Source organism: Aquimarina litoralis, assembly GCF_039523995.1.
GTDB lineage: Bacteria > Bacteroidota > Bacteroidia > Flavobacteriales > Flavobacteriaceae > Aquimarina > Aquimarina litoralis.
In genome coordinates this window covers 1,418,417-1,433,253 of sequence record NZ_BAAAGE010000001.1, presented here as the reverse complement: position 1 = coordinate 1,433,253, position 14,837 = coordinate 1,418,417, and the positions used below count along the sequence as shown (strand labels likewise).

Below are 14,837 nucleotides of genomic sequence, written 5' to 3'. Positions count from 1 at the left end.
TACTCCTAAAACATGCTATTATTTCTTTACAAAAAATAAAGATTCTTTATTGTTGTCTGATTTGATTAAAAGAATATAAGTTCCTTGATGCAAGCTAGAAACATCTACTTTAGGATCATTAGTATCCAACTTTTGAGATATAATTCTTTTCCCAAGAAGATCTATTACTTCAACAGTTTTTTCCTCCTTAGAAACGGCTACTATATGCAAGTGTTTTTGATTAACTGGATTAGGGTAGATCGTGACTTGTAATTCTCTTTCTGAAAAATCAGGATTCGATAAGGTTGATTCACACTCTGGACTTTCAACAGCATTATTGAAATAGATTGTAAATCCGTTATTTTTAGAAACCATAACAAAATTGTCTCCATCTTTTGTAACCCAATATGAACCATCCCATCCAGCCAGATTCGAGTTACTTATGGTAAGTTCTGGTTGCGATGTATTAAAGTCATAACTAATAACATCTTTAAGATTCATATAAAATTCTGGTACTCCATCTGAAGTATTCATATCAAATCTGTCTAATTTATTTTCTTCCAAATTCCAGGAAATTCTTAGTCGACTAATATTACTTACATCAGGTCCTTGCCCTAAAACGTGAGCATGATCAAAAGAGGCATTATCGAAGGTTGGTAAGCCAGTAGCTATTGGTGTTCCAAACGAACAATCTCCGTCTCCTCCTGTATTCTCATCTCGAACTGTTACTGTAAATTCTACATCACTAATTTTCCCTTCATTATCTGTAGCCTCAGCTTTTATGGTATAAATTCCTAAAGAAAGTCCTACTAATTCGTTCGCATTCTCACCTGTTCCCCATTGGTATGGTGGTTGGTTTATTTGTCTTACTAATGCATTATCTACATAAAGTTTTACATCAGAAATACTACCATCTGGATCCATTGCGTTGACCTCTACAGTTAGCGCATCATAGCCTAGTAAAACGGTTAAATTTGTGGTTGGATTCACAAATGAAACTACCGGAGCTTGGTTCTGTGTTCCATCACATGGTTCTATATTCCAGCTAGGACAAGATTGTGTGATATGGTTTAAACTACCATCGCTAATTGGAAAATCTGGAGTATTTGGATTTCTAACATTATCCCATACATGAATTTCTGAAGGGTCGCCTTGCTTTTTCCTAGCTGTTGGGATTTCATTTCCTCTACTTTCTAGATTAAACGTATTATTAAATATTGCATTTCTAAATCCCGTGTTATAATTAGTACCTCGATCTAAAAAATCAATTCCTGCATTAATAATCGTAGATCCATCTAGATTGAACGTATTATTATACACAAAACCATAAGCTCCCTTAAGGTCTATAAACGCATCTGCACTATTTTCACCAGAGATTCCTTCTGCAGAAAACACGCAATCTCGTATGATCGTGTTTTTCGTTCCTTCTTTTACATCTACGCCTTCTGCAGTTACATTCGGCCCTACGATACAACCTTCGATCGTATTATTATTACAATCCGGATCATACTTACTATTTTCATTTTCGTCACCAGGTCCTGCATGTTGATTTTTATCGGATCCTACATACAATCCTTCTCCAATACCTGGTTTTTTAATACCGACATTATATACTTTGCAGTCTTTAACTAAGTTAAAACTAGATCCATCTCTTAAATGAATTCCTTCTTCTCCTAGTTCTCTCACTGTTACATTTTCAATAACACCATAATTGGCATTATCAAAGACAATTCCCTTAGAACCTTCTTCAAAAATAATGTCTTTAACCTGCCAATAATCGCCCAATATATGAAGTGCATATCCATCATAAATTCCATCAGGACCTTTAAGGATTGGTGGATTAGCAGGGTTTTCTCCTCTTAATATTATTGGGTTTGATGAAGTACCATCATTAGAAGAAGCAAATCTAGAAGCCTTTCCTTGATTATTAAATTTATCAGGAGCAACATAGGTTCCAGAAGCTATAATAATCTCATCTCCAGGAACAGCATTTGTCATTGCTTCCAAAATACAATCGAGAGTATTACAATTAATACTATTTAGCTTGGCTTGATGCACCTGTGCTTGAGCAAACTCTATGAGCGATAGAAACGTAAATAATAATGTAATTATTCGTGATGTTAACGAACTTGTGTAGGTTTTCATTTTTTGGGACTTAGTAGTTATTTTAATATCAATTATCTCTATTTTTCTCGAACAGTAAATTCTAAAAATGAATTTATTTTGTCCAATGCAAAACGCAACATCTTCTTTTAGATATTAAAAGACTAAGGGAGGTAAATTAAAAAATATTCAAACGGATATAACCGTTTAAATCAGATATCGAATGATTGATTGAAGGTCTGGAACTTCAATCATTTTGCAACCGATGTAAAATTAGTAAAAATAGCTGTTTACATGAGTACAGAATAGGGGTGAAAAATATACAGGCATCTGATTAACAGTTTTTTATCCTGATTTTTTCAATACCTTTTATAGATAATTTGCACAAAAATAACATGCTTTATCTATTAAGATTAAGAATAATTCCTATCCAATGATTCATTGTTTTAGATCAATTAACCTTAGACCTTTGTATTTTTATAAATAAAGATTATATAAAATACTTTTTAAAATTTAAAAAACTAGGATGCTTCTGTTGGTTCGAAGCATCCTAGATAAACTTTAATTTTATTTTTTCACTACTAATATTGATTCTTTAAATCTGACTGATTTAACAACTAAGAAATAAGAACCTGATGGTAATTCAGAAACATCTATAGTTTCTGCCTCATTTTTAGTAGTAATTTCTTTTACAACTCTACCATCTACACTTATTATTTGAAGTGTTTTTAATTCTTCAGACATCATCCCTGTAACTGATAAATAGGAATCCAAAACTGGATTAGGAAATGCTTTAATCTTTATAAAATTTGTTTCTGGGTTTAATCTATCACAATTCGGAGCAGTTGCCGAATTACTGAAATAAATCGTATAGTTCCCAGACTTAGAAACCAATGCAAGATTTTCACCATCTCTAGCTACCCAATAAGCACCGTCTAACCCATCAAAACCTGTATTCCTTAAGGTAACTTCAGGATTTGAATTCTGTAATTGAAAGTTCATGGAATCTTTAAAATCTACATACCAATCCGGAGATCCATTATTGGTATTCATTGCAAACTGGTACAATCCATTACTATCTGGCACCCAGTTAATCGTAAATTTTCTGAAGTTCCCTAATTTAGGTCCGTAGTCTCCTAACACATGAACATTCGAATATGACACCTTATCCATAGCACTTAAAGCACTACTCATAGGTGCTCCGAATGCACATGTATCTCCGCCACCTGAATCTATTCCTCTTACAGTTAGTGTAAATGTTGCTTGATTAGTTGCTCCATCATTATCCGTAGCAACCGCTTTAAATGTATAAGAACCTGTACCCAACCCATTTAATTCTTGAGGGTTTGGAGAAGTATCATGACCCCATTCGTATGGAGCATTAACCTCTTGTCGTACAAAATCATTATTTATATACAACTTTACATTAGCTACAGTTCCATCAGGATCAGATGCATTCACAATTGCAGTGAGATCATATCCCTCATCAACCGTAATATTACCCGATGGCAATGTAAAGGATACATTTGGTTTTTGATTATTTGAAGTACCAGTCACTGTTACTGTTATCGACTTACTTGATTTAGCTCCATCATTATCTATGGCTTCTGCTTTGATTATATGTTGTCCTACTGGTAATCCTAAAAGTTCATCTGTAAAATTTCCTTGTCCCCAAGTGTAGGGTGCATTAACTTCCTGACGAATAAAATTGCCATCCACATACAACTTTACATTACTAATAGAACCATCATTATCAGATGCGTTTACAGTAACTTCGAGTTCATCGTAACCTTCTGGTAAACTAATATCTCCTGACGGCGAAGCAAAAGAAATGTTTGGTTTTTGATTGGATCCTCCATTACCAATAGAAGAGGGACACTGACTCTCAGAAGACTCCGAAACACACCAATCTGCAAATCGTACCTGCTCATCATTTAATCCACTCGTTTTTCCTCTATAAATACCCCATTTAGGTCTATTGTAATCTGCTCCACTTCTCCATAAATCTATATTCGAATTAGAATATGAAAAAACGGTTTGTCCATTAGATACTTTTTTCAGTACCACATTGAGCGCACCATTATCTCCATGTTTTATTTTTACATAGCCTTCGATCCATTCTCCTTTAAATCTAGATAGTGGCTCCTGTTTTAAATCAACATAAACAGAATTCGGATTTTTTCTATTATGCACCAACTCAAATTTATCTTTTTGTGCTGATAACGTTAATATGGGAGGCTTATCATTACTTCCGCCTTTAGCCTTTAATTGAAAGAAGTGACAGAATCTATTACTAGCTTTATAATTACTCGCTAAGCGAAACTTCCATCTGTAGTAGCTCGTAGAATTTCTGGGGTGACGCAAAGTATTGGAACTAGCACCTGGTCCTCCTTTTATTTCTATACGTACACGATCATCATTTTTACATCGATCATCATCGTCATCGATATGACTATGAAAAACAAACACATTCTTGTCTAATTCATTATCAAATCTTTGGGTAATATGAGGTCCAAAACTCTTGTGCTTACAATCTGGATCTTCTATGCCAAATCCATCATTTTTTATAACAGAATACCCACTGCCTGAACTGGAAGTAGCAGAAGAAGTAGTTTGAGATTGAAGCAAGGGTATATTGGCAAATAAGATACACCAAAGGAATACACCAGACCTATTGATAAGTAGATCAGAAAACAATTTCTGTCTTCTAATATTTACATTTAATTGCTTCTTATTAGTAGCGAGATATTCTCGCAACCAAAATAAATCTTGATTAAATCTTGTTTTAAAATTTTTCATAGTGATTAGTTGTTGTTGTTTTTATATATCAATTAGAACTAGGACATTCTGTTAAACAAAACATCCTAGTACTAATAGTAGATCTTTATTTTTTTACAAATAAGAGTGACTCTTTAAATCGTGCAGCTTTGATTGACAAGAAATAAGAACCTGATGGCAATTCAGAAACATCTATTGTTTCTGTCTCATTTTTAGTATTAATTTCTTTTACAACTCTTCCATCTACACTTATTATTTGAAGTGTTTTCAATTCTTCAGACATCATCCCTGTAACTAATAAATAGGAATCCAAAACTGGATTAGGAAATGCTTTAATCTTTATAAGATCTGTTTCTGGGTTTGATCTATTACAATTCGGAGCAGTTGGCGAATTGCTGAAATAAATCGTATAGTTCCAAGACTTAGAAACCAATGTAAGATTTTCACCATCTCTAGCTACCCAATAAGCACCATCTAACCCATCAAAACCAGTATCATTAAGCGTTACCTCAGGTTGTGCATTTTGTAATTGGAAAGTCATTGTATTCTTAAAGTCTACATACCAATCTGGTGATCCATTATTGGTATTGATTGCAAACTGGTATAATCCATTGTTTTGAGGTGCCCAATTGATGGTAAACTTCCTGAAATTACTAAACTTGGGACCGTTATTTCCTAATACATGAACATTGGAATATGTAACTTTATCCATAGCAGCAAGACCGCTATTGGCAGGAGTATCGAATGAACAACTATTATTGTTATCGCCATCTCCATTGTCATCAGATTGTACTGTTAATATAAACGCAGTTTCTGACGTGTTTCCTTCATTATCGGTAGCAACAGCTTTGAAGGAATGGGTTCCAATTGCTAATCCATTTACCTCTTGTGGATTAGGGGATCCATCGTGTCCCCACTCATATGGAGCTATATTTTCCTGACGAACCAAATTATCGTTAATATATAATTTTACATTAGAAACACTTCCATCTGGATCAGATGCATTCACAATTACAACAAGGTCATATCCTTCTTGTACCGTAATATCGTTAGAAGGAGAAGCAAAGGAAACATTTGGCCCTTGATTACTGCCAGTTCCAGTAACTGTTAGCGTGAATGTTTTACTCGTTGTAGCACCATCATCATCTGTAGCTTCCGCTTTGATTATATGTTGGCCAACAGAAAGTCCTAAAAGCTCATCTGTATTATTCCCTTGACCCCAAGTATAAGGTGCTAACAATTCTTGACGAATTAAGTTTCCGTCCACATACAACTTTACATTATCAATAGTTCCATCGCTGTCTGAAGCATTCACCGTAACTTCAAAGCTACTATATCCTTCTTGTATAGAAGTATTGCCTGACGGATTAGCAAAAGATACAGAAGGTGGTTCGTTTTCGCCAGGATCAGAACCGTTTTTGGTAATTAGTATTATCCAATCACTACTAGTACTATTAGGAGCAGTTCCTAATGATCTATTTCCGCCACCGCTCACCGAGGTAACCGAACCATTAACAAGATTACCACCATTTCTAGGGTTGTACCATTTTATTGTAAATTGACCACTTTGTCCATTCAAATTTAGATTTGTAGACCCTCCATTTTTTAAGTAAACCACATAAGCCTCTCCTTGTTTTGCGTAGCAATAATCATTATTACTAGAAGATAAACCGTTATTATTACGCATTTCCGTCAATGGAAGATTGGTAATATTAAAGAATCGGATCGCATGACGCCCATAATCCCACCATTTATCTCGGCTTCTAAAATCCTGAAGTGTAAGATCAGAATGTGCATTTTGATATCCGAAATACCACTCATTACCCCATCCTCCTGCTAGTAATGTTGCCCATAAGGCATTCTTACGTCCATCGGTATGTGAGCTTGCAGCATTATTATCTGGTCGTATAGCATGTTGTGCATCACCAGGTTCATCACAGGCAATTGCCCATTTTTTACCTGAATTCCTGGATTTGTCAATTCCTTCTTTTACTCTACTAAAAACATTGGCAAAATCAGATTTATTCGTCTGTAACGAAAAACCAGTTAATCTAGATTGATTTCCAGTTAAGTAATCAGGAAAGTCATTCGGATGTTTATGTATCACCACATGATGGCGATATGGATCATGTTTATAAAAGTACTCTGCCATCGCCCTTTCTTGCGCTGGTGACTGATCAACAGATTGTGGTCCTCCACCGTTTTCTTCTCCTAAATTCCAATTAAGGGCTAAATTATATCCAAATCTCGCTATAAGTTCGCGATAATATAACTTACGTTGATTACCAGTATTTCCATTATCTAGAAGGGTTTCATTTTCTGTTTCTTGGGTCTTAAAATGAGCAAAAATTCCATTTTCTTGCATATGTTCAATTACGATAGCCCATTGTGCCAATTTAGATACATCCATACGAGTTCTCTGATTACTTGCTATATATGGATACACATTTTTATCATCTCCATTGATATTCATCGTCAAGAACGACATAGAATTTAGGCCTTCACTAGCGATATAATTTACAGCTCCGATCAATCCTTTTCCTTTTCCATTTTTCCAGGTAGGATCTCCATTATCCCAATCGTTTATATGGGGTTGATAATCCTTTCGGCGATTCCCCTCATTGGGAGTATTATCAAAATCGTCATAAGCAAACAAGTTTTCTGGAGAATCAGGGCCTTGCTTTATCATATACTCTCCTGTTTCTGCAAATTTCAGGTAATGTTCTCCTACATATTGCAAACGACCTTTTCCTCTAAAATCTCTTCCTGTTTTATCGGATGCTTCAATTGAAAAAGATCCTGTTTTTCCATTCATGAAACCTGCTACTGTTCCTGCAGTTGCTCCATCATTTACAGCAACATTATTTCCTTTTCTAAAAGAGACATTGTAATTCCACTGACCTGTTTTATCAGGTGCAAAATGCACTCTCCATTTGTTACCATTATTTGCTGATGTTTGTGCAGCATTTCCATCAGCAGCATAATAACCAGGGACTACGTAGGATGGAGAACCACTCTGGTGCGTGAACGTTACATTTAGTCTATAATTTAAAAATGGATTGTCACCAGCAGTTTCTGAAGTATTTGGCCCATCAAAAGTTAAGGTGACCTTATGCCATTTTTTACGTTCTCCACTAATAACAACGCTTCCATCACCATCACTTCCACCTCCATCATTACCATCACAGGTAGTTTCTTGTAATGAAGTATCAGTAGCGTTGACACTTGATTTATTTAATGTCACTCTATCGATAATATGATGCTTAGAACGACCAGAAATTAACATGGTATAAGTGCCAGGAGCATCAAATTCTACAAACACATCATGGGGATCATTATCACTTACTTTGGTTGTCCAAGTCCAATTGGTAGTTCCTGTAGAATATACTTTAAAGTATCCTTCTCCTCCAGAACCTTCTGGATTTGGAGTTTTACCAGATCCTTTCGGATATACTATTTCATTTCCTTTTTGTGCATAAAAATCACTTGCGTCAGGGAACTTCAACCAAGTGTCATTAGCTTCTGTAGGACTATTACCTTCACCAACTTTAGATCTCCATTGAAACTTATATCTACCTGGAGAATTAATTTTAATTTTTGTAGTAATAACTCCATTACCAGGATCATTAAAGTGATCAGGACCTGTCCATTCTAAATATCCTCCTCCAGTAAATCCTGAAATAGCACTTCTCTCACTCCAATTTCCAGAAGCAGATAGATTTTCCGTTTCGATTACTACTAATCCGTTTTCTTCTTCATAAGTATCACAAGTATCTCCTCCACCTGAAGATCCTGATACTGTAAAACTATCCGTATCTTCATCTGTTGCTCCATCATTATCAGTTACTACTACTCTTACAGTATAACTTCCCGCTTGTACATTCGTAATTTGATGAGGAGTGTAATTGGCTCCATCGGTATCTACTAGGTTTCCGTTAACAAAAACTTCATGTTTAGCTATATTACCGTCAGAATCACTTGCATTAATAGTTATGCTTACATCTTCTCCTACATTGTATGAATTATTTAAACCCGTAATTTGAACATTAGGAGCAGTATTAGCGACTGCGTTCAAACCTAAGTCTATTACTTGAAGATATATTGGCTGTCCACTTCCGGATCCTCTTTCCATTAGATAGTAATACAATATTCCATCTTTGATATGTACTACACCATGTCTAAAACTTTTTCCTGATGAAGCATTGTAAATTTTGTCCCATGAGTTTGTTCCTCCTTTAGCTTTATAAATAACTGGTCTACCCGATTCCAATCCTATGAGGTATACATCATTTCCGATAGAATGAAAGTCCCCACCAGGAAAATTCGTAGATGTTCTAAAATTATCATCCCCTGCTTTTTTATAAGTATGCACATTTTTAGTTTCAGATGCACCTATTACTCTAGTTCTAAAGTGAATACTGCCATTTTCTGTAATGGTCCAATCCGCGCCACTGGATATCTTAACAGAATTTCTTGCTGACCCAGACACTGTATTACCAGGTTCTGATATGAATATTTTTTCAGGATCTATAAGAGGAGTGCTTACACTTCTACCCTTATGATCTTTCCAATTGGTAAGGTTATTGGAATTTTCTGCATAAGCATAATAGAATCCATTATTAAGAGAAAACTTATCATTGCTAATATTTTTTCTTGTATGAAAACCAATATGCATTTTACCATTGATAAACTTAAAATCGCCATACAAACCCCAATTATAGTTGATTCCTCTATTTTTAGCATTTAGCACATTAAAATCTTTAAAACTACTCCAAGAATTACCATTGTACTTGGCTGTCATGTATTTCCCATTATTATTACCTCCTTCTCTCATAGAAACAAAGAGTTCTCCCGCTTCATTATTAAAAAAAGTAGGATAAGTTAGGCCTTCATAGTTGTCTCCATTTTTAAGAAATAAGCGTTTTGGAAAAAATTTATCTAATGTAAATTCTTCATCTGGTAATGTTGCAACATTATCCCTAGAATAGCTATACCTGAAGTAATCATTACTAAGACTACCATTTGATGGTCGATTTTTAGAATATGCGTGCATATCATATAACAAATGTACTGTTCCATCAACCGGAGCGATACCAACTGCAATGGTATTATGAGATTCGCCAATATGAGGTCTGTTTTGAAATCCGGTATGCTTGTGCGGAAATTGAATAGTTACTTGGGTTTTGGTATTCATATTATACCGGGTTAGCATTACATGTCTATTAGATTCTCCACCTTTATACCAAGTCATAAAAACGTATTCCTTGTAGGTATAAATGCAATCTCCATGTGGAGTAATCCTACTACCAAAAGCATAGTCATATTTTGATCTATTAGGGTAGGTTAAACGCTCTTCCTCTGGTACTTTTGATCCATCAAAAAATAAAGCTTGATTAGAGATTTTGATCTCATCAACTAAACTTACTTGTCCTAACACAGGATCTGCGACAAAAAAGAGTAACATGCCGTACAAAAAAAACGATAAAATTTTTTTTGAAATTTTACTACGTTCATTCATGATTGTGTAATATATTTTGAGGTTAATAAATTAGATTGTGATTCCGAAGAATCAGATATTTGGTTTTAAGATATTTGACTGAATAACAAGAACATCAACAAACATTTTCTCCGGTATTAACTCTTCATATAAGGGAACAGCATACTAGTATACATAGGTTGGTCATCTTATGGAACCAACCTATGTATTTGTGATTTGTTTGGCGGGTATGTCTTGAATTATTTTACTTAATAAATAAAGTAGATTGTTTAGAGTTCTTACCTCTGCTTATCAGCAAATAAGGCCCTTTTGGCAACGCTGAAACATCCAGTGCCAGTGTTTCTGATATGTTTTTAGAGTCTAATTCTCGGATTACTCTTCCTTGAAGATCTACGATCTGTAGTACTTTAGTTTTTGCTGATAACCCCACAACATTTATGATATTTCCATCTACTGGATTAGGATATACCAACATTTTTTCTTCAATATCTTCTAAATCTGAAGATCTATTACAATTAGGTTCTGAAGATGAATTACTAAAGTATATAGTAAAGTCTTTGTTTTTAGATACCAGTACAAAGTTTGCTCCATCCATGGTTACCCAGTAAGATCCATCTAATCCGGCAAATCCTGTATTATTCAGCGTTACTTCTGGATTTGCATTCGCGAGCTGGAATGTCATTGTACTCTTAAAATCTACATACCAGTCTGGTGATCCATTATTGGTATTAATAGCAAATTGATATAATCCATTATTCTGAGGTACCCAGTTGATAGTAAACTTTCTAAAATTACCAAGTTTAGGTCCATCATTACCAATAACATGAACATCAGAATACGTTACTTTATCCATTGCAGATAAACCACTGTTTGCAGGTGTATTAAATGAACAGTTGTTATTACCACTTCCATCACCGTCTCCGCCTCCATTATCATTATCTCCTTGCACAGTTAAGGTAAATGTTGCCTGACCAGTTTCTCCATCGTTATCCGTAGCAACTGCTTTTATGGTGTACGTTCCTGCCGAAAGTCCATTTACTTCATTTGGATTTGGAGAATTATCATGACCCCATTCGTAAGGAGTTACATTTTCCTGACGTACTAAACTATTATTGATATATAATTTTACATTAGATATGCTTCCATCAGGATCGTTAGCATTCGCTACCACTGTAAGATCATATCCTTCCTGTACTGTTATGTTGCCCGATGGAGAGCCAAAAGAAACATTTGGTGCTTGATTGTTACTAGTGCCATTAACAGTGAGCACAAAAGTTTTACTAGTTTTTGCTCCGTCATTATCAGTAGCCTCTGCTCTAAATGTATGTTGTCCTACTGACAATCCAAGAAGTTCATTAGTATTACTTCCTTGTCCCCAAGTATATGGAGCTACACTTTCTTGACGAATTAAATCTCCATCTACATACAATTTTACATTACTAATGGAACCATCATTATCTGAAGCATTTACAGTAACCTGGAAATCATTATATCCTTCTTGTACACTTGTATTTCCAGAAGGAGTTGCAAAAGACACGTTTGGTGGTGTATTCTCTCCTCCATCAGGTGGGTTACCGCAACCTGTCCACACTTTGAAATCATCGAAAAAAGTATATTCGGTTCTAGGTGAATGCCAAACAGGATCAGTTCTACTTCCTCCTCGATATGTATTCATTATCAAAGCGTTGATTTTCAAATTGCTTTTCCCAGAGTTACGAATTTTAGCATTGTTATCACGATATGTTTCTACACCATCGATCCACATGATTACTTTACCATTTCTCTGTCCTGGCGTGTTCATTTTGATATACTGGCGAATCGTATACCATTTATTATCCTTCAGGTTAGAATAAATTCTTTTTGCATCTCCACAATCTCCATCTTGTCGTGGTTGTCCATTTGTTTTATCAGCGAAATAACTATACAAAATAAAATAAGGTTGGTCTGTTTGTGCTCTATTTCTTCGCCACATCAAACGTGCAGACCATCCATCTGTATTATACTTACATCCTGATGGGATAGCACCACGACCACTACTTTCACTATTGACACCTCTTGTGGAACCTCCAAGACCTGGTAATTTACCACCAGTAGCCCAGAAGAAATTATCATCAAATTTTACTTTGTATTCTAGATAGGCTTCATCCACTGCATCGAAATAAGGATCAAATAAAAATCCACCTGATCTACCAGATGCATCGTTCTTTAGATATTGAGCTCGTAGTGTTCCGTTGACAATTCTTGTTTCTTGAGGAGTGTTTTCTATCAAATTACTTGCTGCTCCTGGCCCTTCTACACCTCTATATGTAGATGCTGTCCAAGGTTTTACTTTATTATTAAAATCACTTTTTATATCTGAAATAGAATATCTCCTGTTATTCCAATTATTAAAATCAACATCAATAATGGTATTACATTGTGCAAAAGCTTGTTCGTTATTAAAAAGAAATGCAAGGCATATCATTAGAAATGACATCACAAAAACATTTTTATTTTTATTCGGTTTATAGATTATACTTTCTTTCATAATCATAAAATTTTTGTTAGTTAATAAGTTAAGTTTGTGTTTAGATTTTTACTAGTTTGTATCTTTTAGATTTGCCTTTAAAAGATTTGAGTTCCATAAAATAAATTCCGTTGTTTAGTGAGGTAACATCAATAGACATAGAGCTTTCTTTAGTTCTGATTTTAAGAGCTTTAATTCTTTGACCGTTAATATTATATATGACGATTTCCTGAATATCAGTATCAAGACCTTTTAAAAGAAGTGAACTCTTTACCGGATTGGGATAATAAGAGAATTCCGATATATTTTCTAAGTCTGGATTTTGTTTATTATCACAAATAGGACTTTGGTTAGTATTACTAAAATATAAAGTGAATCCTCTGTTTTTAGATACCATTACAAAATCTTCCTCATTTGTTGTAATCCAGTAAGAACCATCTAATCCTGATATTCCAGAATTATTTAAAGTAATCGAGGGGTTTGATTGCCCTAATGTATGGGTAAGTTTATTTTTTAGATCCACATAATAAGCAGGCACACCATTATTCGTATTAAGAGCAAATTGATATAACCCATTATTAGCCGCATTCCAATTGATTGTCATCTTTCTAAAATTACTTAGCGCGGGTCCATTATCACCTAAAATGTATACATTAGAAAAAGATGTTTTATCGATACTAGAAATACTATTATTTATAGGTGTCCCGAAATAGCAATTTCCATCACCTCCAATATCACCATCACCATCACCGTCTCCATCTTCATTGGTAACAGTAAGCGTAAAAGTGGTTTCGGCGGTTGCACCTTCATCATCAGTAGCAATTGCTTTTATTATATGTGTCCCTACAGGTAAATTATTTATTTCATTGGGATTTGGAGAATTCGCATGCCCCCATTCGTAAGGAGCTACATTTTCTTGTCTTATAAAATTATCATCTACATATAATTTCACATTATTGATGCTACCGTCATTATCCGAAGCATTTACATCTACATATAGACTATACCCTTCCTCGACCTCAAGATTATTGCTTGATGGAGTATTAAAAGAAATTGAAGGGTTCTGATTTGTATCACCGCCATTGTCCCCATCACCTCCATTATCTCCAGAATCGTCAATTCTGTTTTTTGATACTTTAAACTCATCAAAATATGCATATATATCTTTGGTCGGTTGGAAAGTCTCATCACTACCTCCAAAAAAGGTAGATAAATAGATCGAATTTAAATGAATATCTCCTTCATCAGCCTGGCGATAGTCACCATTATCGGTAATATTTATGGCTAATTGACCATTAAGCCAAGCTCTCATAATACCGTTATTTTGACCAGGAGTATTTAATTTGTTATACAATTCTATCTTATTCCATTGTCCTTTTTTAAACTTTACTTGATCTGGTTGAGGATTCCCGTTAGGTTCCTCGTAGGGATCTATCAAACTCCAATTAATAGAGGCATGCCAGCCATCCCAACTAGGTTCGGTATTGTAATGCACATAAAACTCTGCAAGACCATCATATCTCCACATGAGTCGAAGTGACATATTTCTTTCTGAGGTTTGATAGGATAATCCTGGTAATTTTCCACCTGCTCTAAATTCAAAATCATTAGGAAAATATACCATATAACTGATGTATAATTCATCTAGGTTTTCTCCTGTATCCTCCCAATACACCTTAGTGTGCATTCCACTATCATTGGTTTTTACTTTTCCTTTGGGATATTTAACTTTTAGAACTTTTCCTTGATTTGGGAAATCTTCTATAAAAACTCTTCCTTCATCAGCTCCTTTACAAAAAGAGACATCCAGAGCATCTCGTATCATGTCTCTATCATATTGACCTGAAGGCAAATGATCAAAATCGTATTGATATACTAAATCTTGTTGAGCCATGGCAACACTAGATAATAGTATCAATAAACCTGTTAATAAATAGTATATTGATTTCATGGGACGTTTATTTTAAAATCATG

At 34.7% G+C, this 14,837-nt stretch carries 5 protein-coding genes; all 5 read right to left on the bottom strand.

What is annotated here, in order from left to right; all coding sequences use genetic code 11:
• Positions 1-18: 18 nt before the first annotated feature.
• The 5 genes from ABD077_RS05835 to ABD077_RS05815 all read right to left on the bottom strand — a co-directional run bounded on the left by ABD077_RS05835 (position 19) and on the right by ABD077_RS05815 (position 14,814).
• The gene (locus ABD077_RS05835) at positions 19-2,124 is read right to left on the bottom strand and encodes a T9SS type A sorting domain-containing protein (protein ID WP_343911381.1); all 2,106 of its coding nucleotides are present in this window, start codon (positions 2,122-2,124) and stop codon (positions 19-21) included.
• 525 nt (positions 2,125-2,649) lie between these two features.
• Positions 2,650-4,881 carry an Ig-like domain-containing protein gene (locus ABD077_RS05830; protein ID WP_343911379.1) on the bottom strand — a complete coding sequence of 744 codons (2,232 nt, stop codon included), beginning with the start codon at positions 4,879-4,881 and terminating at the stop codon, positions 2,650-2,652.
• An 85-nt stretch (positions 4,882-4,966) separates the two neighbouring features.
• Positions 4,967-10,378, bottom strand: a complete 5,412-nt coding sequence (locus tag ABD077_RS05825; RefSeq protein WP_343911377.1) for an Ig-like domain-containing protein — start codon at positions 10,376-10,378, stop codon at positions 4,967-4,969.
• A gap of 223 nt (positions 10,379-10,601) precedes the next feature.
• A complete protein-coding gene (locus tag ABD077_RS05820; protein ID WP_343911375.1) occupies positions 10,602-12,884 on the bottom strand; it encodes a polysaccharide lyase in 2,283 nt (760 codons plus the stop codon).
• 40 nt (positions 12,885-12,924) lie between these two features.
• Positions 12,925-14,814, bottom strand: a complete 1,890-nt coding sequence (locus ABD077_RS05815) for a polysaccharide lyase (protein ID WP_343911373.1) — start codon at positions 14,812-14,814, stop codon at positions 12,925-12,927.
• Positions 14,815-14,837: the final 23 nt, after the last annotated feature.